13 protein-coding genes and 1 pseudogene are annotated in these 24,718 nt (G+C 48.6%); 11 read left to right on the forward strand and 3 right to left on the reverse strand.

Annotation, left to right across the window (positions count from 1 at the left end; translation table 11 throughout):
• The 3 genes and pseudogenes from F453_RS0108340 to F453_RS0108350 form a co-directional block, all read right to left on the reverse strand.
• Positions 1-225 (reverse strand): annotated as a pseudogene (locus F453_RS0108340) (transposase); the annotation flags it as partial.
• A 295-nt stretch (positions 226-520) separates the two neighbouring features.
• Complete coding sequence (locus F453_RS0108345; protein ID WP_009237404.1) at positions 521-1,855, reverse strand: MFS transporter; 1,335 nt, start codon at positions 1,853-1,855, stop codon at positions 521-523.
• A 113-nt stretch (positions 1,856-1,968) separates the two neighbouring features.
• The gene (locus F453_RS0108350; RefSeq protein WP_025789983.1) at positions 1,969-3,123 is read right to left on the reverse strand and encodes a LacI family DNA-binding transcriptional regulator; all 1,155 of its coding nucleotides are present in this window, start codon (positions 3,121-3,123) and stop codon (positions 1,969-1,971) included.
• Positions 3,124-3,900: 777 nt separating this feature from the next.
• On the opposite strand from F453_RS0108350, the gene F453_RS0108355 reads away from it, so the two are divergent.
• From F453_RS0108355 to F453_RS0108405, 11 genes are all read left to right on the forward strand, one after another.
• Positions 3,901-6,921: a SusC/RagA family TonB-linked outer membrane protein gene (locus tag F453_RS0108355; protein ID WP_018967612.1), complete on the forward strand. Its 3,021-nt coding sequence runs from the start codon at positions 3,901-3,903 to the stop codon at positions 6,919-6,921.
• A gap of 23 nt (positions 6,922-6,944) precedes the next feature.
• Positions 6,945-8,534 (forward strand): RagB/SusD family nutrient uptake outer membrane protein, encoded by a 1,590-nt coding sequence (locus F453_RS0108360; RefSeq protein WP_018967613.1) that lies wholly within the window; start codon positions 6,945-6,947, stop codon positions 8,532-8,534.
• 19 nt (positions 8,535-8,553) lie between these two features.
• Entirely contained in the window at positions 8,554-9,714 is a 1,161-nt protein-coding gene (locus tag F453_RS0108365; protein WP_018967614.1) for a SusF/SusE family carbohydrate-binding protein, read from the forward strand.
• Positions 9,715-11,249: 1,535 nt separating this feature from the next.
• On the forward strand, positions 11,250-11,816 hold the full coding sequence (locus F453_RS0108370; protein WP_009237399.1) for a LemA family protein: 567 nt from the start codon (positions 11,250-11,252) through the stop codon (positions 11,814-11,816).
• A gap of 21 nt (positions 11,817-11,837) precedes the next feature.
• On the forward strand, positions 11,838-12,848 hold the full coding sequence (locus F453_RS0108375) for a M48 family metallopeptidase (protein ID WP_018967615.1): 1,011 nt from the start codon (positions 11,838-11,840) through the stop codon (positions 12,846-12,848).
• 1,016 nt (positions 12,849-13,864) lie between these two features.
• Positions 13,865-14,650, forward strand: a complete 786-nt coding sequence (gene nagB / locus F453_RS0108380) for a glucosamine-6-phosphate deaminase (protein WP_009237396.1) — start codon at positions 13,865-13,867, stop codon at positions 14,648-14,650.
• A 4-nt stretch (positions 14,651-14,654) separates the two neighbouring features.
• Positions 14,655-16,652: a glucosamine-6-phosphate deaminase gene (locus tag F453_RS0108385; RefSeq protein ID WP_018967616.1), complete on the forward strand. Its 1,998-nt coding sequence runs from the start codon at positions 14,655-14,657 to the stop codon at positions 16,650-16,652.
• Positions 16,653-16,932: 280 nt separating this feature from the next.
• Positions 16,933-18,027 carry a phosphotransferase enzyme family protein gene (locus F453_RS0108390; RefSeq protein ID WP_018967617.1) on the forward strand — a complete coding sequence of 365 codons (1,095 nt, stop codon included), beginning with the start codon at positions 16,933-16,935 and terminating at the stop codon, positions 18,025-18,027.
• Between the two features lie 89 nt (positions 18,028-18,116).
• Positions 18,117-18,773, forward strand: a complete 657-nt coding sequence (locus F453_RS0108395; protein ID WP_018967618.1) for a carbohydrate-binding family 9-like protein — start codon at positions 18,117-18,119, stop codon at positions 18,771-18,773.
• A gap of 29 nt (positions 18,774-18,802) precedes the next feature.
• Entirely contained in the window at positions 18,803-21,505 is a 2,703-nt protein-coding gene (locus F453_RS0108400; RefSeq protein ID WP_018967619.1) for a 3'-5' exonuclease, read from the forward strand.
• 63 nt (positions 21,506-21,568) lie between these two features.
• Complete coding sequence (locus tag F453_RS0108405) at positions 21,569-23,701, forward strand: M6 family metalloprotease domain-containing protein (protein ID WP_018967620.1); 2,133 nt, start codon at positions 21,569-21,571, stop codon at positions 23,699-23,701.
• Positions 23,702-24,718: the final 1,017 nt, after the last annotated feature.

Consider the following 24,718-nt stretch of genomic DNA (forward strand, 5'->3'; position numbering starts at 1 on the left):
CTCTTTGGCAAGCAAGGCCTGAAGCTCCTCCACTGTGGTGGGAATATTCTCTTTCTTCATCAGCTCCTGTATTGAGGACAAGTCGGGATTGCCATACTCCCGACAAAAATTGAGGAATGTGGTATAGGGCACACCGCAACTTAACGCAAAGCTGCGGGCATCCATACCGCTCGTGATGTACTTACTTAATAACAGAATTTTCTCCGTTTCATTGTACTTTACCATGTTTTTTTACTTTTTTTTGTTTGAGGTAAAGTGTCAACTTATTTAGTACACTACATTGTGTCGTCAATTGTGCTTTTGGGGGTTAGCAAACGTGGTTCTAGGGCTTGCCTGATGGGTAACCAGGGCGAATGTTTGAAAAGCGGTTCTGAGGTAAGAATGAAAACGGGGAGGCTCCAAGTGGAACATCCCCGTTATGAGTTTATTATGTTGCAGACGTGCAAAGCGAGGGCTTGTGTTTATCCCTTTTGCGCTTGTTTAGCTTTTACGTTGCTGTTAGCGCCTTGCTTTGTCGCCTTTATTTCTCCTTGTCGCTGATAATTGCAACGCAGAATGTGCCGATGACGAGCATTACGCCTGCGGCCATCATCATGTGGCTTTGCACGCTGCCTAATAGGTGCAGCAATGTGCCACCTAAGGCTGCTGCGATGATTTGAGGCACGCAGATGGTGCCATTGAATAGACCTAGGTATGCGCCCATGTGTCCTTTTCCCTCCAAAGCGTTGGTTACGAAAGTGAAAGGCATGGCCAAAGTGGCGGCCCATGCACAGCCAATGAGGATAAAGGGCACAAACATGAGATATTTATCCGTAACGAAGGGCACGAGCATAAAACCTATGCCACCCAACAAGAGTGAGAGGCCGTAGGCCGTTTTGCGGTTGCGGATGTTGGGTAATACCACTGCCCACAGCACGCTACCAATGGCCTGAACGGCGAAAAGTATGCCCACCCAGTTGCCCGCTTCTTGATATTCGGGCGTGCTAGTGGCCGAATGCAATTGCATGTCGACGCCCCAAACGGTGTCGGCAATCGAACCTGTGGTGTAGGTCCACATGTACATGAAGGCCGCCCAGCAAAAGAATTGCACAAGTCCAACGGTCCAGAATGTCTTCGGAGCATGGCGCAGCAAGGTGAAAACGTTGGTTTTCTCCTTGTCGAGTGGCTTTTCCAGTTGGTTGTATTCGGCATATTCTTTCGGATTCCATTCCTTAACCTTCACCGTGGTGTAGATAACGCAGAGTATAAGTATGGCTGCACCCACGTAGAACGACCATATCACCGAGTCGGGAACAACGCCTTCGGCGGCTATGTTGCTAATGCCAATGAAGGTAAAGAAGAAGGGGAAGATAAAGCCCACTACCGAACCAGCATTGCAGAGAAAGCTTTGAATGGAGTAGGCCAGAGCCTTTTGTTTCTCATTTACCATGTCGCCCACCAGCATCTTAAAGGGCTGCATGGCCATATTGATGCTCGTGTCGAGGAACATCAATGCCATTAGGCCGAAAATCATGGCCATACTGGCCTTCATACCAAACGAACCGGCATTGGGCAACAGGCACATCACCAGTACCGCTATTGTTGCACCCACAAAAAGATAAGGTATGCGACGGCCGAAACGTGTCCAAGTCTTGTCGCTGAGCGTACCTACGATGGGTTGAACAAGTATGCCCATCAGTGGCGGAAGTATCCAAAAGTAGCTCAGGTTGTGTGGGTCGGCGCCTAGTGTGGCGAATATTCGCGAGATGTTGGCACTTTGTAGGGCGTAGGCTATCTGTACGCCGAAAAATCCGAAACTAAGGTTCCAGAGTTTCCAAAAGCCTAAATCGGGTTTCTTTTTTAGTTCAGTGTTCATATTTAGATGTATTCGTTATCTAGCGTTAGTTTTCTTTGGTGCTATTGCCTTGCGTTGATTATTGGGGTATGATCTATACTTTGCGCAGTTCGACTTGAAGGGCGCGGTGGCGATTAGGCCGTTTGCTGCGGTTTGCCAACACTGGCTAGCGATGGCTCGGCTAGGCTTTTGCCGTCGTTATGGCGTGTGTCGGTATCCTTTGGCAGGGTTCGTGCCAGTTGTTCGGTTACCGATGTGGCCACGGGGCGTGTGGATTGTCTTACCACGAGCCGAGTACGTACCAACCTTCGTTCTACTTTCCCTTTCTCGATTTTTCCCTCAACGTGGCGTATTAAGATATCGGCAGCCTCTTCGCCCACCTTAAAACCATGTTGGTCTACGGTGGTAAGGGCCGGGTCGCAGGCCACGGCGCGCTGTCCGTTGGTAAATCCGCACACGCTGATGTCTTCGGGAATGCTGAAGCCCTTGCGCTTGGCCGAGTAGAGAATGCCTATGGCGGTATCGTCATTAACGGCAAAGAAGGCATCGGGTCGGTCGTTCCTGTCTAGCACTTCGGGTGTAATGCGTTCGGCATCGTTGCGGTTGTCGCACTGAAACACCAACGAAGGGTCTACCTTGATGCCATGTTTGAGCAGCGCATCGCAATAGCCGTTGTAGCGGTTCTTGGATATTTCGAGTTTCATCGACGAGTTGAAGCAGGCCACCCGCCTACAACCTGTTTCCACCAGGTGGCTAACAGCGGCGTAAGCGCCCGCATAATCGTCTACAACCACACGGCTGGCGTTTACGCCCGTGCATACCCTGTCGTAGAAAACCAAAGGTACGCCCCTGTCAATGAGGTTCTGAAAGTGTCCCCATTGTGTGGTGTCTTTTGCCTGCGACACGATAATGCCACACACTTTGTTTTCGAAGAACGACTTGCAGATATTTACTTCGCGTTCGTGTTGTTCGTTACTGTGGGCCACCATGATGCGATAGCCCTTTCTTTCGGCTGCTTCTTCGATGCCCGCAAGCACCGATGAGAAGTAAAAGTGCGTTAGTTCGGGTACGATTACACCGATAATTTTCATCGGGCGCACCCTGCTGTTGCGCAAACTTTCGGCGATGAGGTTCGGCGAGAAGTTGTGTTCGTTGGCGTATGCTTGTATGCGTTCGCGTTGTTGGCGGCTGATGCGCGGACTGTTTTTCAACGCGCGTGATACTGTCGCAACCGAGACGTTCAACTCCCTTGCGATATCCTTCATCGTGATAGACGCTATTTCTCCCATATTCAAATTCTCTCTTGCCGCTAAAAAGCGCGCGTCATTTTGTGTGTGAAGTACTATTGTGATGGTCTTATGTTGAGGTAGACCTTGCAAAGATATGAATTTATTCTGTATTTCATTGCTTTTGCACGGAATAATTATTTTTATAAAGGAGTAAAAGGAATAAGGAGTAAAGGAGTAAGTGGGAAGGAGTAAGGGAGTAGGTGGAAAGGAGTAAGGGAGTAAGGGAGTAAGTGGTAAGGAGTAAAGGAGTAAGTGGGGAGTAAAGGTAGTAAGTAATAAGGAGTAAAGGAGTTAAGCCAAATGTATTGTTGCAGGGTGACGGACAGGCTTGTAAGTACGTCAACTAGTATCCAGGTTAAGGAGGTAAGTCAAATGCGCAATGGGCGTTAGCCATCTTTTCACCCTTTTCCCTTTCCTCTCTTTCCCCCTTTCTCACATCTTTCCCGTCATTTTACCTTTAATAATGCAAACGTTTGCATTAAACATTTTGTGCTTTTAGTGCGAAAAAAGCACAAGCTAACATAAAGAAAGCTACTTTTGCAAAACAGATGTTGTGTGTCCACTAAAAACCTTGGGTCCAACAAACCTAGACGAAAAGAGACAAAAACTGAGTTATTTGATGTACCCACGAACGGTGATGGCCATCCCTATAAACAGTAGGGGATGACGCCCAAAAGGGATAAGGCTTGCCCTCTTACGCGCGCGCGTACATTATATATAATATCAGCAGACGATTATAATTTAAACAATGCATAACTTAAACTTTTAAAACTGAGAATGATGAAGCAGCTAATTAATGCGATGCCTCAAAGGATTGCCATGCTAGTGTGTGGGCTTATCCTCTCTGTCAGTGCCTTTGCCCAGCAGATAGTGGTAAAGGGTCATGTGAAAGATGCAACCGGAGAACCCATAACGGGTGCTACGGTGCGTGTCGCCGGACAAGAAGGCGGAGTGGTTACTGACATCGATGGTAACTTTAGCATCAACGCTAATGCGGGCGCCGAGGTAACGGTGTCGTACATTGGGTATTCAGACACAAAGGCTCCAGCCACGGCCAATATGGTCATAGTATTGAAAGACGATGCCGCCAAGTCGCTAAACGAAGTGGTGGTGATTGGCTATGGCGTGGTAAAGAAGAGCGACCTCACGGGGTCGGTTGCAGCCTTAAAGCCCGATACGAAGAATAAGGGTCTTGTGGTTAACCCCCAAGACATGCTTTCGGGTAAAGTAGCTGGTGTGAACATTACGTCTGATGGCGGTGCACCCGGTGCAGGTTCGAGCATCCGTATACGTGGTGGCTCGTCGCTAAACGCCTCTAACAATCCCCTTATCGTTATCGACGGAATCGCCATGGATCAAAATGGCGTGCAGGGTTTGTCTAACCCCTTGGCGATGGTTAACCCCCAAGATATCGAATCTTTCAACGTTTTGAAAGACGCTTCGGCAACGGCCATCTATGGTTCGCGTGGTTCTAACGGTGTTATTATCATCACCACGAAGAAGGGTCGCAAGGGTATGGCTCCCCAAGTGAGCTACAATGGTAGCGTAACCGTTGGTGTTAAGAGCAACTCGCTCAAACTGATGAACGGTGACGAATACCGCGATTTCATTACGAAGAAATATGGTGCAGGTAGCGATGCAGCAAATGCATTGGGCACGGCTAACACCGATTGGCAGAAAGAAATTTATCGCACATCTGTGAGCCACGACCACAATGTGGCCGTACAAGGGGCTGTTAAGAACTTGCCTTACCGTGTTTCGGTGGGTTATACGGGACAACAAGGTATCCTTAAGACCTCCGACTTCAAGCGTGTTACGGCAGCTTTGAACCTCAACCCTTCGCTTTTCGACGACCACCTGACGATGAATCTCAACGCCAAGGGTATGTTTGCCGAGACGAATTATCCCAACTACGCAGCCATTAGCGATGCTTTGCGCTTCGACCCCACGCAAAACATTTACGATAACGCTAGCCCCCAGAGCAAGAACTTCGCTGGTTATTTCCAGTGGCGTTCGCCAGGTGGCTTCCTAGATGACACTGATTACAATTTCGCCAACAACAACTTGGCTCCCGCTAACCCTGTTGGGGCATTGGCTTTGCATTACGAAAGGGCTTACAGTCGCTCGTTCGTGGGTAGCGCAGACATTGATTATAAAGTACATGGCTTTGAAGACCTGCGCCTGCACCTTACTCTCGGTGCCGACATTTCTGAGGGAACACAGAACAAACGTGTACCGCGCACTGCGCCCGAAGCATTCTATTATGGTAGCTATGGTGCAGCCAACAAGCTGAAACGTAATCTTTCGCTCAGCATGTACGCACAGTATTTCAAAGATTTTAATGAAAAACACCACTTCGACATCATGGCTGGTTACGAGTGGCAGCACTTCTGGCGCAACGAAACAAGTGACTATGTAGGCTACTATGGCGCTAAACATAAGACGAAAGCAGGCCAAGAAACCCTGCACGCTCCTTATCACTCGCGCACGGAGAACTATTTGGTGTCGTTCTTCGGCCGTGCCAACTACACGTTGCTTAACCGTTACTTCTTTACGGCAACAGTTCGTGACGACGGTTCTTCTCGCTTTAAGAAACACTGGGCTTGGTTCCCATCGTTCGCTTTCGCATGGAAGGCTAAGGAAGAGGGTTTCTTGAAAGACGTAAACGCTCTCTCTGACTTGAAGCTTAGATTGGGTTGGGGTATGACTGGACAGCAAGAAGGCATTGGCGACTATAACTATTTCGCCATCTACAACATCAATACGGGTACACAATCCTACTATCCCATACTCGAAGATGGTAGGCTAGCTATGCCGCAGGCTTACGATAAGAATCTCACTTGGGAAACAACCACCACCTTTAACGTGGGCTTAGACTGGGGCGTACTTAACCAAAGGCTTAGCGGAAGCATCGATTGGTACTACCGTAAGACCACCGACTTGCTCAACTTTGCACCCGCAGCAGCAGGTACGAACTTTGATAACCGTGTGAATACCAACATCGGTGCATTGCGCAACACGGGTGTCGAGGCTACGCTAAGTTGGAAAGCCATCCAGGCTAAAGACTGGTATTGGACGCTTGACTACAACGTAACCTTCAACCAGAACCGTATTACCCAACTGGTTGGTGCAAATTCGCGACCAATAGAAACAGGTGCCTCGATACATAGTGGTACAGGTAGAAAAGTTTTGGCTTACGCCGTAGACCGCGCTGCCACTGCTTTCTGGGTGTACCAACAAGCTTACGACGCTAATGGTAAAGCCATTGAAGGCGCTGTTGTTGACCGCAATCAAGATGGTATTATTAACGATGACGACCGTTATTTCTACAAGCAAGCAGCTCCACCTGTAACGATGGGTCTCTCTTCGCGCCTTGAATATAAGAATTGGGACTTGGGTATGTCGTTCCGCGCAAGCATCGGCAACTACGTTTATAACGATGTTGAGTCTAGCCGAAGCAATATGAGCCAGCTATGGGCACCAAGTGGTTACTTGGAGCAACGCCTTAAGTCGGCCCTCGACTTGAACTGGCAAACCAACGATTGGACACAAAGCGACTACTTTGTACGTAACGCTTCGTTCTTGCGTTGTGACAATATTACCTTGGGTTACAGCTTCGACAAGCTTCTTCAAATGGGATCTTGGCATGGACTCAGTGGTCGTGTCTACGCCACTGCATCCAATGTGTTCACCATTACCAAGTATAAAGGACTGGATCCTGAAGTGTTCAGCGGTCTCGACTACGAACTCTATCCACGTCCTACCTCCTTTATCCTAGGTTTGAGTTTGAATTTCTAACAACCCCCAAAAGAGAAATTACAATGAAACGATATATCAAAAATATCCTTCCAGCAGCTGCAATGCTGCTCACCGTTGGGCTTTCTTCGTGTATTGGAGATCTCGACGTAACGCCGATCGACCCTAACAAGAGAACGGAACTGGACCCCGTAGCCCTGTTTAACCAATGCTACGCCAACTTGGCTATCGAGGGTTTGGAAGGCCCCGGCAAGTCTATCGTTACTGCCGACGATGCAGGAACAACGGGATTGGTGCGCCAATACTTCAACGCCAACGAACTAACTACCGACGAAGCCATCTGTTCGTGGACCGACCCTGGTGTGGCTACGATGAACACCAACGAGCAAGGAGCCAGCAATGCCTTCCTTGCCATCTACTATAACCGCCTTTATGCTGGCATATCTGTGTGCAACCACTATTTGGATGTGGCATCAGACGTAGATGCAACGCGTACGGCCGAGGTGCGTTTCTTGCGCGCATTGCAGTTCTATTTGGCCATGGACGCCTTTGGAAACATAGCTCTGCCGCTCACGGTTAGCACCGAAAAGCCTGTGCAAAGAACTCAAGCCGAGGTGTATGCATGGCTCGAAAAGGAACTGTTAGAGATTGAACCGCTCTTGGCCGAACCAAAAGCCAAGAAGTCTACCGATGCTGGTTACGGACGCGCCGACAAGGCTGCGGTTTGGATGTTGCTAACTCGCCTTTACCTCAATGCAGAGGTTTACAGCGGCACTGCACAGTGGCAGAAAGCCGCCGAGTATGCCGAGAAGGTTATAAAGTCAGATTATAAGCTCTTTACTGCAGGTACCGCCAAATATTCTGCTTACCAAATGCTCTTTATGGGCGATAATGGCGAGAGCGGTGCATCAATAGAAGCGGTGCTGCCACTGCTGCAACAGGGGAACAAAACGGCGGCTTTTGGTAACACCACGTTCCTCATTGCCTCTACGTACAATGGCGATATGCCCGATCATGGCATAAGTGGAGTATGGGCAGGAAACCGTGCACGTCGCGAATTGGTGCAGAAGTTCTTCCCTGGAACACCCCCGACGGGAACCACCGACGCCATTCTGGCTGCTGCTGGCGATAAGCGCGCCCTGTTCTTTGCCGTAGATCGTACGTTGGAAATTCCCACAAACGATGCCGTTAAGGATTTTAAGAAGGGTTATTCGGTAGTGAAATTCACGGGTATAAAGAGCGACGGATCGCCTGTAACAGACACTGGCCATGCCGATACCGACTTCTTCTTCTTCCGTGTAGCCGAGTCTTACCTCGCATACGCTGAGGCAACGGCACGTCTTAATGGCGGAACCACCACGACACAAGGTACTGCTTACCTTAATGAGTTACGTGATCGGTCGGGTGCTCCTGCATTCCGGAGCTTCACATTGCGTCAAATTCTCGACGAGCGTAGCCGTGAATTCTACTTCGAAGGCCAACGTCGCACCGACCTTATACGTTATGGATACTTTGGTGGAGACAACACTTATATGTGGTCGTGGAAGGGTGGAGCGCCCAACGGGCGTAGCTTCGATGTACGTCGCAACATCTTCCCCTTGCCTGCTTCCGACCTCTCCGTTAACCCGAACTTGAAGCAGAACCCTGGATATTAAACCATTAATTCAGACAAACATGAACAAAATCATAAAAACATCCTTGATGCTGCTGGGCGGTATCTTTGTGATGGCAGCCTGTTCGGACGATAGAGACGACAACCCCACTATCAAAGTGCCGACAGAGTTTAAGATGGAAACGCCTTCATTTGCATCCTCGCAAGTGGATTTGAACAATGCAGCCCAATTTAATCTCGCATGGGAAAAGCCCGACTTTGGCTATTTTGCCAAGGTGAACTACACCCTTGAAGTGTCTAACACCGGCAAATTCACCGCATCGCTAGCTGATGAAGAGGCCGACCTCGAGGGTAAAGTCGTGGCCGACTATGCAGAGATCCCCACCATCTTCCCCCTAAACAGGGCCACGATTACCAACGACGACTTGGCTCTGGCCGTTGTGCAAGTGGGGCATTGGGAAAAGCCCGAACAATTACCAGCCACGCAGAAGGTATATGTGCGCGTAAAAGCGACATTGCCAAATGTAGCTTCGCTGCACTCTAATGTGGTAGAATTCACTGTTATTCCTAAGTATGTGAAGTTGCCACCCAAAATTACCGAATGCTATCTCACAGGTAGTGAATACGGATGGGGTAATAATGAAAAGAGCTGGAAGCCGCTTACGCCAGTGAAAGGCACTATAGGAAAGCAAGGTAAGGGTGTACCCACCTTCTGGATGGTAGCTTATTTCAAGGCTGATGAGCAGTTTAAATTCGCTCCAAAGCCTAAATGGGGAGATGATTTTGGCGCAGGTAACGCCACGGTTACTGATCATGCGTCGGCAAGTCCCAGTGATGAAGGAGGTAATATCAAGGTTGGCAAGGCTGGCTGGTATCTCATTGTCGTTACAAATAATGGCGAAAAGCGTACCGTTAGCTTCGAAAAACCTGAAGTTTACCTACAAGGTCCTACAATAGGCAACTGGGATTGCAAGAAAGAAAACATGTTCACTGCGCCCACAACGGCCACTGGTGAGTTTGTTTCGCCCGCTTTCGTTGCTACGAATGAGGTTCGCATGTGCGTAAAACTTAAGGACTTCGAATGGTGGAAGAGTGAGTTTATCGTGAACAAAGCTGGTAGCATTGTTTATCGTGGCGACGGAAACGACCCAGAAAAAATCACTGTAACAGCAGGTCAACGCTGTTACTTGAACTTCTCTACTGGTAAGGGTTCGTACAAGTAACCAACGGTTTTGGCTGATGCCGAACCATCCATAACCTTTAACAAGGCCATACCAACGTCTCTCTTACGAGACTTGGGTATGGCCTTGTTTTCGTTTTTTAATATGTAAAGGTGGTATTCTTACATCGGTTTGGGATATTGTGCTCACCACTGTGTAGTGGTTAGCATAATAGCTTTCTGTTCGGCTTGTTCGAGACAGCAAGCAACTCACGAGCGCCTATTTAAAGGTTAGGGATGTCGTGCCAACTACCTCGTAGCGGTTGGCATGATGATTGTTTCTTATCCAGAACTCGCTTTGACTTGCAAGTTGAAATATTATCACTAAACTTATCAAAGAGAGGCATGAGTGGACTAACCAACCCGTGTGTTCTTAAACATATTTTTGCATACGAGAGCATTCTCCCGCCGTCCTTTTTCTCTCAAAACACAGCATTAAAGCTGCATTCGTAAACACGCATTAAGCAATAAAGGCATAACCGAAACACCTTTATTTTGTGTTATAAAGCATAAATTACAGAGCAAAATAATAATACGCGAAGTATTTAAGTAAAATGTTTTATTTTCTTTTAGAAACATTTGCATCATATTTAATAAATGTGTAACTTTGCATCAGTTTAATGAATACGACCGATTTCCAAAACATTTGAATCGAAGACCGCAATAATCTACTTCATAGAAAACTGAAATGCCTTGTAAAGGGAGTGACGTAAGTTGCTCCCTTTCAATTTTTCCCTCCATTTAGAAAATATTAGGTACACGCCCCGTTGAAAGCAACGGCACGCATGCTTTGCAACCGTTAGTAGGCAATATGGGTGTTAACGAATGGGCTGTTGGCTGTTGTGTTCAGTAGTAATGCCCTTGTATGTCATATCACATTTGCTAAACGATTAATTGTCGGCATGTCTTCATGGTCGATGCGAACGGTGGTTCAGCCATTCAATGCTTAATGTTTAAAACCTGCAAGACCTGAATTTGGAGAACGTGAAATAAGCCCTTGTAGTATGCTTTTTCAGTACCTGCCATGTTATCGCTAAGGTGTAACAGTGTTCCATATAAGATGGAACCCTATTCCATTTATGATGGAACAAGGTTCCAGATGATGTGGAACAGCATTCCAAGATAGATGTACCAGCACGTAGGTTGATAAACCATAGTGCAAGGGGTGTGTAAATGCATCGGTAGAGATAAGCAAACGCCTCGGTATATGTAATATTGGGCATTGCTATGCACAACATCCGGCCGTGGGCGGGCTAATAGGTGAGGGAGCAGAGGGAGATTTCTCTCTCTTTGAAGAGGTCTTAAGGGTAGGTTATTTTTATTTCCATTTGTTTTGCATTATCTCGTTTTTACGCTATCTTTGCAAAACGTAATGTTCGCACTCCCTTTGCATACCGCAGACCCAAGCCGAACTACGGGCTGGTAAAAGGCAACGCAGGGCGAGGCGACTTACCGAGAGTGAATTTACATCTGGGAGCGTGGCGTATGCCAATGGGCATCTGTCGGTACGCACCTTTAAACGTTAAAACTAATAATCCAATGAGTGTAACAGCAATCATTATCATTGTAGTAGCGGTCTTGCTCTTGATTTGGGGCGTGGCTTTGTATAACAATTTGGTGAAATTACGCAACAATCGTGAGAACGCTTTCGCCAATATTGATGTGCAATTGAAGATGCGCCACGATCTTGTTCCACAGCTTGTAGGAGCAGTGAAAGGATATGCCGAACACGAGAAAAACGTGTTTCAGCGTGTAACCGAAGCGCGCGCCGCTGCCATGGGCGCAACAACCATCAACGACAAGATTGAGGCCGAGAACATGCTCACTAGTGCCTTGTCGGGATTGAAAGTGTCGCTCGAGGCCTATCCTGAGCTGAAAGCCAACGCCAACTTCATGCATCTGCAAGAAGAACTCGCCGATATCGAGAACAAGTTGGCTGCTGTACGCCGCTTCTTCAACTCGGCTACGCGCGAGCTTAACAATGCAGTGCAGACCTTCCCATCGGTAATCTTTGCCAAGATGTTTGGTTTCCACAAAGAACCGATGTTTGAAATACCCAACGACCAGCGTGCCGAATTAGATCGCGCACCCGAGGTTAAGTTCTAATTAGCTTAGTCCGACGTACAGATGAAGTATGTAGGAATGCAAACGCAGATAAGCCGCAACAACATGCTCAGCTTGTTGTTGCTGCTGCTGTTTCCTGTTATCATCTTGGCCATGGTGTGGGTTTGCCTCGCCTTGATCAACTATTTTGGCAATGGCTATTACGATGCTGATGGCGAATTTTATCGTCAGCTAGACGTAAATACCGTTAACTACTATTTCCTTGAAGCTCTTCCGTGGGTGGTGGGTATTGTAGGCATTTGGTTCGCGATAGCCTATTTCGCCAATGCAAGCATGATACAGCGTGCGGTTCGTGCGCGCCCGCTCACCCGAAAAGAAAATGCGCGGGTGTATAACATCGTAGAGAACCTTTGTATGACCTGTAACATGGACATGCCGGCTATCTACGTGGTTGACGACGATCAGCTAAACGCCTTCGCTAGCGGCATTAACAAGCGTACATACGCCGTTACGGTAACCACGGGAATGCTCAATTTGCTTGACGACGACGAACTGGCGGGCGTGATAGGGCACGAACTTACCCACATCCGCAACCGCGATACGCGCCTGCTTATCACAAGTATTGTGTTCGTGGGCATTGTAAGTACGGTGATGATGTTGGCTGCCCGAACGTTGTATGCTGTGATGTGGAGTGGCGGAACACGGTCGCGCAGCAGAGGCAAGGACGATCGCAACGGCCTGTCGATAATGTTTGTCGTGCTGGTTGCTGTGATTGTGTGTGCTGCTGTGGCCTATTTCTTCACCATGCTCACGCGTTTTGCCATCTCGCGAAAGCGCGAATACATGGCCGATGCTGGTGGGGCCGAACTCTGCGGCAATCCTTTGGCGCTGGCTTCGGCGTTGAAGAAGATATCAGGAAATCCCGGACTAGACCATGTTGACCGTGGTGACGTGGCCCAACTCTTCATTGTTCATCCCGACGAGATGGACCTTGGCGTGCTGGGATTTGTGGAAGGGCTATTTAGTACACACCCCGACACCGAGAAGCGAATTGCCATTTTGGAGCAGTTCTAGTCATCGTGGCAGTAGCTTAAACCGTCATTCATCCGTCTGCTTGTATGCAAATGCGGGATGAGATTTTGCCTCGCGCGCGTGTATATATAAGATGAGTGCGTGAGGATGGCCGTGAGGCGGAACCCATAAGAAATGTTACAACGCATCGTTTTCATAGCCTTCGAGCGTAGCCAAGTAATTGTGGCTCGCCCAAAGGGATGAAAGCGATGCGTTATGTTTTTGTACCTAGTAGGCCGATTTGTGATAAGATACCATTCGGTTAGAACAAGACAGGGGTATAATAATGACGCCTACATTCTGCTCATTCGGTATTAAGCGCCATATACTTAGCATCTGGCCCAGATGCAACAGGCATCTATTACACCAACTACCGCGTAGCGGTTGGTCCGTTGGAAGGGCAGGGTTGGGAGCGAAAGCGACCTACCCTGCCTAGGCTGCACCGAGAGAAAACAATGCCGTAGGTATTGGTCTGTTTCCGTTGAACACACTTCTAGATGAAGAATGGGTGCAACGCTCTCCTCGTCGTTCTATCATTCTGCCTAATGTATTGGTGACATCTCCTCTTCCAATATGTCAAATTACACCCACAACCAAACACCATCCCCATACAAACTAACCAGCAGAAAAAGACCAACACCTAGGGCATTGTGTGGTTAAACGCCTCGTTATGACAGGGTAGACCGCTTTTGCTCCTAGCCCTGCTCTACAAAAAGGTCTACCGCTATGCATTAGTTAGCGCCACATCCCTCACATGTACAAAAGCTATTATGAGTTGTTTGTTGTCTCGAACGCATCATCAAAATAAAATGATAGATAACTGGTTAATGGCCGATTGGGGTTAAGGCGCTATGAATAACAGGCATCTTGCTTTCCACCCATTATCCTCATGGCTATCCTCATGAAAGAGGAAAAACACGGTTTACTTAGATTTTCTCTATTTTAGTTGCCCTTATTAGGCTTATTTTGTGTATATTTGCAGTTCATAATCTTACAAACAAATTTATATTTAAAAAGCCATGCGATTAATAATAAAGGCAGATTATGACGGACTGTCCAATTGGGCAGCTGAACACGTCATTGAAAGTATTAACAAGGCAGCACCCACTAAGGACCGCCCCTTTGTGTTGGGATTGCCCACTGGCGGAACTCCCATAGGCATGTACCAAGCTTTGGTGAAGGCATGCAAGGAAGGTAGGGTATCGTTTAAGAACGTCGTTACGTTCAATATGGACGAATACGTAGGCTTGCCCGTTGAGCATCCCGAGAGCTACCACTCGTTTATGTACCGTAATTTGTTCGACCATATCGATTGTCCTAAGGAAAACGTGCACATCCTTAATGGTAATGCAGAAGACTGGGAAACAGAATGCCGTCAATACGAAGAGGCCATTAAGGCCGCAGGAGGTATCGACTTGTTTATCGGTGGCGTAGGTGTAGATGGCCACTTGGCCTTCAACGAACCGGGTTCGTCGCTTACTTCGCGCACCAGACGCATGCCCTTGACCCACGATACCCGTGTGGTTAACTCGCGTTTCTTCGATAACGACTTTGAGAAAGTGCCTCGCTTCTCGCTCACCGTTGGTGTTGGCACCGTGATGGACGCACGCCAAGTGATGGTATTGATCAACGGACACGGTAAGGCTGGTGCTTTGCGCGACGCCGTTGAAGGACCCGTTACGCAGATGCGCACTGTTAGCGCGCTGCAAATGCACGAAGATGCAATCATCGTTTGCGACGAAGCAGCCACCGACGAACTGAAAGTTGGAACTTACAAATATTTTAAAGACATAGAAAGGGCTTAACGATATGAGACTTAATCTAAGTTCGGAAATCGTTCTGAACAAAATTCCCGAAGAATATTACAACCCTAAAACCGCCGTCGAACGCTCTGAAATAACACGCTGCGAGAAAATAAACACCGACATCTTCCCTAAGATTGAAGAGGGTGCAGAGCATATCGCACGAGCCATCGAGGCAGAAATTAAGTTTAAGAACGACCAAGGTAAGCTTTGCGTATTGGGTCTTGGAACGGGCAATTCGCTAACGCCCGTGTTCGAAGAGCTTATCAAGCGCCATAAGGAACATGGGCTGAGCTTCGCTCGTGTGGCTGTTTTCAATGCCTACGAATATTTCCCGCTCAACGAAGGAAACCCGCATAGCAGCATCAGTCAGTTGCGCGAACGCTTCCTCAACCATGTAGACATTGCTCCCGAGAACGTCTTTACGCTCGACGGAACTGTTCCGCAAGAGATGGTGAACAGCAGTTGTAAGCAATACGAACAGCGCATTATCGACATGGGTGGCATCGATTTGATGTTGCTTGGTGTTGGTCGTATGGGCAATATTGCCACTAACGAACCCGGTAGCGGACTTACTTCGGGCTCGCGCTTGATACTTATCGATGCCGTTTCGCGTGAAGAAATGACGATGAGTTTCGGTTCTAAAGAGGCCGTTCCTCCGTGTTCTATCACCATGGGTATTTCTACTATCCTTGGTGCACGTAAGATTTACCTCACTGCTTGGGGTGAAGATAAGGCCGACATCATACAGAAGGCGGTGGAAGAGAAGATTACCGACGCGCTGCCCGCTTCGTTCTTGCAAACGCATAAGGATGCTAACGTGGTCATCGACCTACCCGCAGCGTCGCGCCTTACACGTATTGTGCACCCTTGGTTGGTAACTTCTTGCCAATGGACAGACAAGCTTGTGCGTTCGGCTTTGGTGTGGTTGTGCCAGCTTACGGGCAAACCCATCCTCAAGCTTACCAACAAAGACTATAACGAAAATGGTCTAAGCGAGCTCTTGGCCTTGTATGGCTCTGCCTATAATGCCAATATCAAGATATTTAACGACCTGCAACACACCATCACAGGATGGCCTGGCGGCAAGCCTAACGCCGACGATACCTATCGCCCCGAGCGTGCTACGCCTTATCCTAAGCGTGTGATCATCTTCTCGCCACACCCCGACGACGACGTAATCTCTATGGGTGGAACGCTGCGCAGATTGGTTGAGCAAGGTCATGAGGTACATGTGGCTTATCAAACGTCGGGTAACATCGCCGTAGGAGATGAAGAAGTGACCCGTTTCATGCACTTCATCAATGGCTTTAACCAACTTTTCGGTGGTGATGCTGATACCGTTATCAAGGATAAGTATCGTGAAATAAAGGCTTTTCTCAAAGAAAAGAAAGACAGCATTGGCGATACGCGCGACATCCTTACTATCAAAGGACTTATTCGTCGCGGTGAGGCTCGCACGGCTTCTACCTATAACGATATCCCCTTGGATCGTGTTCACTTCCTCGATTTACCCTTCTACGAGTCGGGTAAGATTGAGAAGCTGCCCATGGGCGAGGCTGATGTGAAGGTGGTTCGCGAGTTCATCCACGGCATTCAACCGCATCAGATATACGTTGCAGGCGACTTAGCCGACCCACATGGTACGCACAAGAAGTGTACCGACGCTGTTTTCGCCGCCATTGACGAAGAGTTGAAGGCCGGAGAGAAGTGGCTTGACGATTGTCGCGTTTGGATGTATCGTGGCGCTTGGGCAGAATGGGAAATCGAAAACATCGAAATGTGCGTACCCATGAGTCCTGAAGAGTTGCGCGCAAAGCGTAATTCCATCCTCAAACATCAGTCACAAATGGAGAGCGCACCTTTCTTGGGCAACGACGAACGCTTGTTCTGGCAACGTTCGGAAGACCGCAACCGCGGTACTGCCGAACTCTACGACAAGCTCGGTTTGGCTTGTTATGAGGCCATGGAAGCATTCGTTGAGTATAAGTTCAAGGAGATGTAGAGGAAGAAGAGGGGTTAACGAGTTGGTTATTTCTTGGTTAACGAGTTGACAAGTGAACAGGTTGACAAGAGAAGAATGAACGAGTTGACCAGTTCTTAGTTAACAAGTTGACAAGAGAAAGGCTAACGAATTGCCCGTTAACCACCCGTCCTCACCATATAGACAATACCATTTAAATCCCCGTTGGACTTATTCTGACGATGCGCCAGACCCTGTGCCGCGTCTCCAAAGAATAGACCCAATGGGGATTTTACCTAATCTAAACGATCATATTATCATCATGGAAGAAAAGAATTTGCTCCAACTGGTGTCGCATTTCGACGTGAAAGGCACCGTTAAGAGCGTGAAACCACTGGGAAACGGACTGATTAACGACACCTATAAGGTGACGATGAACGAACCGAACGCTCCTTGTTACGTATTGCAACGCATCAACAATGCCATCTTTAAAGATGTGGAACTGCTGCAACGAAATATCGAAGCCGTTACCGCGCACTTGCGGAAGAAACTGGAAGAACAGGCTGCAACCGACATCGATCGCCGTGTGTTGACCTTCATTAAGGCAGAAACTGGCAAGACCTATTGGCGCGAAGCCGACGATACTTTTTGGCGCATGATGTTGTTTATACCTGATGCCTTCACCTACGAGACGGTAAACGAAGAGTATTCGCACGCAGCAGGGTTGGCCTTCGGACAGTTCGAGGCTGCCCTTGTGGATATTCCCGTGCAGTTGGGAGAAACCATTCCCGACTTCCATAACATGGAATTGCGCGCCCGACAACTGAAAGATGCCGTGCAGAGAGACCCCGTTAAGCGACTGTCTGTGGTGCAAGACATGGTTGATGAACTAAATCGCAACATGGAAGAGATGTGTAAGGCCGAACAGCTTTACCGCGAAGGCAAGCTGCCTAAACGTATCTGCCACTGCGATACCAAGGTAAACAACATGATGTTTGATGCCGATGGCAACATCCTTTGTGTAATCGACCTCGACACGGTGATGCCTAGCTTCGTATTTTCAGACTATGGCGACTTCCTACGCACTGGTGCAAACTACACCGCCGAAGATGATCCCAACCTCGCTAACGTGGGCTTCAACATGGCTATCTTTAAGGCTTTCACCAAGGGTTACTTAACTTCGGCGGGTGCATTCCTTACACCTATCGAGCGCGATAACCTGCCTTTCGCGGCCAAACTCTTCCCCTTTATGCAATGTGTACGCTTCCTCACCGATTATATTAATGGTGACGAGTATTACAAAATCAAGTATCCCGAACACAATCTCGACCGTGCCAAAAACCAATTGGCATTGTTCAACAGCGTTTGTTCGCACGAAGTGGAGATGCAACAGTTCATCGCCGAGAATAGTAAATAATTGTGGCTAAGGTGCAACAGGGATGCAACCGCATGGCTGTATCCCTGTTCGTCCATCGCCAAACACACCCCAACACCAAATTATAAAGCATGAAAAAGTACATTGTAACATCCATTCCCGTAGGCGATGTGAAGGCCGAGAACGTGCCATCGCTGCTCGATAAGGCCGAAATAGGCTTCGAACCCATTGCCAATGCCAATTGGGCGGAGGCCTTTCCTTGCAAGCCCAATGTGGCTTTTCGTATGGCTTATGCCGGCGATAAGATACTGCTTAACTATCAAGTAGAGGAAGACAGCGTGCGCGCTGTTGCTCCCGCAGATAACGGACGCGTATGGGAAGACTCGTGTTGCGAGTTCTTTGTCAGTCCTGCCGACGATGGCACGTATTATAATATTGAGTGTAATTGCGCGGGAACGCTCCTCGTTGGTTTCGGTCCTGGTCGCGAAGGGCGACAGCATTTGCCCGAAGACGTGTTGCAAAAGGTAGACCGATGGTCGTCGTTGGGTCGTCAACCGTTCGACGAAAGGGTAGGGCGATGCCAGTGGCAAATGGCTTTGGTCATTCCCACAAGTCTTTTTATGCACCACCCCAACCTCGAATTGCAGGGCAACGAGATGCGTGCCAACTTCTATAAGTGTGGCGATAAGACGCAAAAGCCCCATTTCCTATCGTGGAATCCCATTGCTTTGCCCAAGCCCGACTTCCATTGTCCACCCTTCTTTGGCACCCTTTCTTTCGCTCGCTAACTCCCTTTTAGCCCCTCGCATCAACCAATATGCCCAATACCAAACAAGCTTGGCAACCCGACGAAAGCCAACAACGGGTGATAAATCTACAACAAGGCATTCACCTTGTGTTGGCTCCGCCTGGCTGTGGAAAGACACAAATACTTACCGAACGTGTGCGCTTGGCTCGCAAAAGCGGTGTAAACTACGCCGATATGCTATGTCTTACCTTCACAAACCGTGCTGCACGTGGTATGGTAGAACGCATAAAGGCCAACATCGACGATGTTGCCGCAGCCGAAGTGTATGTGGGTAACGTGCATCGCTTTTGTTCGCGCTTTCTATACGACAACGGATTGATTGCCGCCGAAACGTCGGTTATCGACGACGACGATGCCCTGAGCATCCTTGTACGCTACACCGAGGAAGACGAAATGAAGGTGGCCGAGAGCTTTAAACGCCGTCGCGACTACTTCGAAATTATCTTCCTGTCGCACCTGATGCACCAAATCGCACACGCGCATCCTAAAAACCTGCGCCTGCATGCTGACTGCTTGTCGGCCGAAGATGTGCATGCCATGCGCAAGTTGTGCGAATTGAGCCATGTAGACTTCACTCCGCAGGCCATGACCGACATCTACCTGCACGCCTCCACTTACGAAACCATGGTGCAGGGCGCACAGATAGACTATGCGGTGCTTTGTCTTGTGATGGCTCTTTTGCGCAAAATGAAGTTCGCCAAGCAATACGAAGACTATAAGCGAGAGAACAAACTGGTAGACTTTGAAGACCTTCTGCTTCTTACTTACGATGCCCTCGTGGCCGATGTAGCGGGTGTTTATCGGCGATACGCTTGGTTGCAGGTAGATGAAGTGCAAGACCTTAACCCCTTGCAACTGGCCATTGTCGACGCGCTAACGGCCAAAGAAAACCCCACTGTGATGTTTCTTGGCGACGAGCAACAGGCCATTTTCTCCTTTATGGGAGCGAAACTCGACACCCTTAATCAACTTCGCCAGCGTTGCGGAACCAATGTTCACCAACTTTCCGTTAACCATCGTTCGCCCAAATACCTGCTCAACGTGTTCAACACTTATGCCAAGGCCATGCTCAATATCGACGAACGACTGCTACCCGAGGCTGACAACAGCGACATGGGCATAGGAAACGAGCTGCAAGTGGTGAGCAGTAACGTGTTGGATACCGAGTATAAGGACGTTGCCCAACTGGCTGGAAACCTGCAAACACAAAATCCCAACGAAACAACCGCCATCATCGTGAACGCCAATCGCGATGCCGACGACCTTAGTCGGGCACTTCATGCGCAGGGTTTAAGTCATTTTAAGGTGTCGGGACAAGACCTCTTCGCCTCGCCCGAGGTAAAATTACTCTTTGCCCACCTTAACATCTTGGCCAACGCCCACAACTTTATTGCTTGGGCTAGGCTGTTAAAGGGCTTGCGCATATTTGACGGTAACGCCGCTGCGCGTAACTTCGTACAATCCCTTTTGCGCTGTGCCATGCTGCCAACCGACCTGCTTTCGGCCGACCTGCCCACCTATATCGAGCGGTTTGCCCATAGTTTCGACACCGAAGAGATTGTGGTTTTCGACACCGAAACCACAGGTTTGAACGTCTTCGAAGACGATATTGTGCAGATTGCAGCCGTAAAAATGCGTGCAGGTTGTGTGGTAGAGGGTTCTGCTTTCAATGTTTTCATCAAGACAGAACGCCCCATTCCCGCCATGCTGGGCGATATTCCCAACCCCATTGTTGCCGAATTGCAGCGCAATACCTGTCTGCCCGCAGCCCAAGCCTTGCAAAATTTTATGCAATATGTGGGCGATAGCGTGTTGTTGGCTCACAATGCCGACTTCGATTACAACATACTCCGATTTAATTTGCAACGCTATTACCCCTCGATAGACTTGCATGCCACCCATCCCACATACTTCGATTCGCTCAAAATCATTCGTTTGCTCCAACCAGGCCTTAAACAATATAAGCTTAAAGCCCTACTCGAGGTGTTGCATCTGGAAGGAACAAACTCGCATTTGGCCGACGAAGACGTGCAAGCCACGGTGAGTCTGGTGGGCTATTGCAGACAAAAGGCTGCTGAAATGATACCTGCCCAGCAGCAATTTCTGGCTCGTCAGCGTGTGCAACATTGTGCTGCTGTGTTTCGGCAACGTTATGCCGAGCTTTTCAATGCTCACTATGCACAACTCTATCGCATGCCCACCGAAGACCAGAAGCCTGCCTTGGTGCGGGTGATGAACGATTTCTACACCTTCCTTATTGAGGAAAACCACATCCAACCTGTGGCAAATATCGCCTACGTTGAGGCTTATTTGCAGGGCAACATGCTTGTTGGCGACGAGGCACAAGCCTTGGTTCAGCAGCTGCAAGCCCACATCATGGAGCTGAACACCTTGAAAGAGGCCGACCTTTGCGGTAGCGATTTTATCGCCGAACGCATCTACGTAACCACCATTCACAAGGCTAAGGGGTTGGAGTTTGATAATGTGCTGATATTTGATGCCGTAGATGGGCGTTACCCCAACTTCTATACGCGTACCGATGAACGGCAAACCAGTGAAGATGCGCGCAAGTTTTACGTCGCCATGACACGTGCCAAGCGTCGGCTTTTCATTTCGTGGGCCTTGACGCGCGAGGCATACAACGGCACGTCGCGCCCTTGCGAGCTAACCCCTTTCATGCGTCCTGTGCTGCATCTCTTTGCTGGCGGTTAGTTTTGCGATACCTTTTTCCACTTTATCTTTCATCCCAACACACATCCATACCATATATAATATATGCGAGCTAAATTGCTTCTCCTTACGTTTCTAACCTTCGTGCTTATCACTTTTGCCATTCCCACCATGCCAGGGATATGGCGAACGGCCAAGCTTGCCGATGGAACAGAGATTCGCCTTGAACAAGTGGGCGACGAAAACCTGCACTATTGGCGCGATGCCCGTGGCCTTTGCTATAATGTAGACGATGATGGCGTGGCTACACCCATCGTCAATATTGAGGCCGTAAGAGCAGAAACGGCCACCCGAATTGCACAAAACAACGCGCGCCGAGCTGCCGCCGCCACTCGCACAGTAGGCATCTCGCGCCGCCACGTAGGCAAACGCAAGGGCCTTATCGTGCTGGTTAACTTCAGCGATGTACGCTTTCAGCCTGCGCATACCAAGTCCCTGCTTTCGCGAATGGCCAACGAGGTGGGCTTTACCTATAAGGACGGACACTGTGGGAGCCTCCACGACTACTTTAAAGACCAGAGCAACGGTCTGTTCGACCTCACTTTCGATGTCGTAGGGCCTGTTCAGCTACGTCACGACATGGCTTATTATGGCAAAGACACGCTTAATCTGCGTGGTTCGCGCACCGATGTGCGCGCTGGGCAGATGGTGGCCGAGGCCTGTATGGCCATTAAAGACTCTGTGAACTTTCGCGATTACGACTGGGATGGCGACAATGTAGTCGACCAAGTGCTGGTAATCTACGCCGGTTATGGTCAGGCTTCGGGAGGTAGTAGCAACACCATTTGGCCACACGAGTGGGCTTTGCAACACTCCGATTACGGTCGTGCGTTGGGTATTGACGGCAACATACTGATTAATACCTACGCATGCAGCAACGAGTTGAACTACAATACCACCCAGTTAGGCGGTTTCGGAACGGCTTGCCACGAGTTTACCCATTGCCTAGGACTACCTGATATGTACGATACCTCAGGTAAAGAGAGTCTTGGTATGGGCTTTTACGACTTGATGAGTGCAGGTAATTACAATGGCGAAGGCTATGTTCCGGCGGGCTATACAAGCTACGAGAAGATGTTTGTAGGCTGGTTAACGCCCCAAGAACTAACGCGCGACACCACCATCACGGGCATGAAGCCGCTAAGCGAACATGGTGAGGCGTTCATCATACGCAACGACGCTAATCCCGATGAGTATTACCTGCTGGAGAATAGGCAGCGAAATGGTTGGGATACGCATTTGCCTGGCGAGGGTTTTGTGGTGCTCCACGTAGACTTCGACCAAATGACTTGGATGACAAATCGCGTAAATGCCACACCCACGCATCAGCGTTGCACCCTTGTTCCTGCCGATAATCGCCAACGAAAGATATGGAACGCACAAGATAGCATACCTTATCCGCAAGCTGGCAACGACAGTCTTACGGCCACATCGCTGCCTGCTGCCAACGTGTTTACTTCCGATTTAGACAGTTGTTACAAGTTGAACAAGTCGGTGTTGGGCATCAAAATCAACAACGAAGGCCATGCCTCGTTCACTTTCCGCATTGACGAATTACGGCCAAAAGACTTGAAAGGCGACACGCTTTTTTACGAATCGTTCGACAATTGCCTAGGCAAGGGTGGCAACGACGAACGTTGGGGCGGGTTTATAGGTGCTAGTGGCTTCAAGCCCGACCACCAAGGTTGGCGCTTTTCGGTGCCCGAGGCCACGTCGGCAGGCAGTCGTTGCGCCCTGATTGGTACGAGTACGAAGTACGGCATCGTTGAAAGCACCCCTTTGTTTTACGTTGAAGACGGCAGCACCATTAGCTTTAAGGCTGCTGCATGGAGCAATGAGGATGGACGTTTGACTGTGGCGAGCTTGAATCCCAAGGTACAACTATCCAAAACCATGTTCGTTTTGCCCAACCGCACATGGCAAACTTTCGCGCTCACCGTTAAGGGTAGCGGTCTGTTACGCCTCAGTATGCGAAACGCTCAACGTCGTTTCTTCCTCGATGAGCTACTGGTTAAGCGTCCCGCCACGTCCTCCATCACCGATATTCCAACTGCGCAGCCCGCCCATCGTACCACCTCTGGCCGCATATACAGCCTCGATGGCGTATATCTCGGCACCGATATCAAAGTGTTGGGTAAGGGCGTGTACGTTGTGGATGGTAAGAAAGTAGTGAAATAGAAGTAACAGCCAGCCTCACCCCCAACAGCTACAGGCCTCATCCCCAACAACTACCGGCCTCACCTCCAACCCCTCTCCAAGGGGAGAGGGGAGTGATATGCGTTGCTGCGATGGCTGTGATAACGTTGCACAAAATGAATGAACACCAACTTTCCTATTGCCTGGTTGCGTTGCGTAATAAGCAAGTTGGTACTCGTTAGTTTTCACAACACAATCATATAATTAAGAAGCTTCCCCATCATAACATGCCATATAAGTTGTAAGTGCATTTCGTTGTCGGCCAACATGTGTGGTATAGGGGAAATGTTTAGTGAGGCTTTTTTCTTTATTTGTAAATATTTTGCACTGATTTTTAACATTGTGAGCGCCTGTCTAATTCACAAACGCGACATAGGTTTGCATTTAAACGATTTTCGCGATAGTTTATAATGGGTTGATACAGTGTTATTTGCGCTGTTGTCTGCAATGGCGCGGGAGGCTTTTAAGGGCATTTAGGCATGTTTTACTACTAGGTTTGAGTGTTCTGGACGTAAATTCTAAGTTTGCGATTCCTTATCACGTGTTTCCTGTTTTCTATGGCTTGGCGTTGCATTTTCCCATTTCTTTCGTTGCATTTTAAGGTAAAACGACGTGTTACCTATAATATGTAACGTTGTTCCATGTGACATGGAACAATGTTCCAGATGATATGGAACGTTGTTCCAGCTTATATGGAACAGGTGTCCCGCTTATGAAAACCATGGCAATAAGCCTAATAATTCGCTGCAAACGATAATGTTGCACAACTCGTTAGTTTGTACATTAGGAGGCGTGGGAATAACGTTGCTTTGTCGTTTGGTGAAATCAGGAGTTGGTAAAACATGAGTGATGGTGGGTGAAATGGGGTGTGACGAGGTGAAAAAAGAAAGTCGTGAAGATATGCTTTTACCGCTTTTTGCAAATAAACCCTTCTAGAATGGTGTAGAAATATGATGTATGTTTGTAAAGATTAATTACTGGATTTAACCTTGTTAGAAA

Origin of the sequence: Hoylesella loescheii DSM 19665 = JCM 12249 = ATCC 15930 (assembly GCF_000378085.1) — a bacterium.
GTDB classification, from domain to species: domain Bacteria; phylum Bacteroidota; class Bacteroidia; order Bacteroidales; family Bacteroidaceae; genus Prevotella; species Prevotella loescheii.